At 52.8% G+C, this 961-nt stretch carries 1 protein-coding gene; it reads right to left on the reverse strand.

Annotation, left to right across the window (positions count from 1 at the left end; genetic code table 11):
• Window positions 1-961 (reverse strand): SIS domain-containing protein (locus B3D59_RS18020; protein WP_286822534.1); only part of this gene is annotated, 961 nt, incomplete at both ends.

The following is a 961-nucleotide window of genomic DNA, read 5'->3' on the forward strand; positions in this document are numbered from 1 at the left end:
GGGAGTAGAAGGCCTTGGTGGAGGCAACGGACATTTCAATGTCCCTGCCGGAACTGGTGTACAATACCCCGTCCACCTTGAAAGTCAGATCTGAATCCCTGCGGTTGACAATGGCAAGGCTTCTGCCACCGTGGGCCCGAACCATGTCCACGGTCCGGTTGGTGTCCGTGGTGGTGCCGGACTGGCTGATGGCCACAACCAGCGCGTTTTCCATGGCTCTGGTGTTTTCACCTTTGCCGCCGATGCTGAACCCGGAAAGCTCAGATGCTTTATGTGCACGAATGTCAATGGATTTACCCCCAAGGTAATGGGTGAGAAGATCCGCACATCCCTGGGCTGCAATGCCCGCTGTCCCCTGGCCGATGAAAAATATTTTTTTAATTTTTCCGGACCGTAAATCTTCTTCCAGGTCCGGCGGAATAATTGTCCTGTCCAGATTAACCTTGAGAAGTCCTGAACCGGGATTCTTTTTGAATTTGTTTTCCAGTGTTTTTTCAACGGAGAGCGGGGATTCAGATATCTCCTTGAGGAAATAGTGGTTATACCCCTGGCGGTCAATATCCCGGGAGGTGATTTGGCTTTCGAGCACATCATCCCGGGTCAGGGTGATGGGCTGCTTATCATAGTAAAAGGAGCGCACCCCTTCAATACCGCCGGCACCCTCCTGGTCCAGGACCACGATCTGCCCCTTTTCTTCGCCCTTGAGTTTGATGTAGTGGCGGGTCTCCTCCACCACACCGTACAATTCAGATGCTGCGATGTAATGGTCCGGGGCAAGCCCCACAAAAATGGCCTGTCCACTGCCTTTCTGCGCCAGAAACAATTTGCCCGGGGCAAGATCTGTGTGCATGGAAATGGCATGGGACCCCTCAAATTCATTGACAGCCAGGCGGAAAGCATCTTCAATGGGCGCGCCCGTTTTCAGATGGTGTTCAATCTGCAACGGGATCAATTTGGTATC

The sequence above is a fragment of the Desulfobacter sp. UBA2225 genome, from assembly GCF_002348205.1.
Lineage (GTDB): Bacteria > Desulfobacterota > Desulfobacteria > Desulfobacterales > Desulfobacteraceae > Desulfobacter > Desulfobacter postgatei.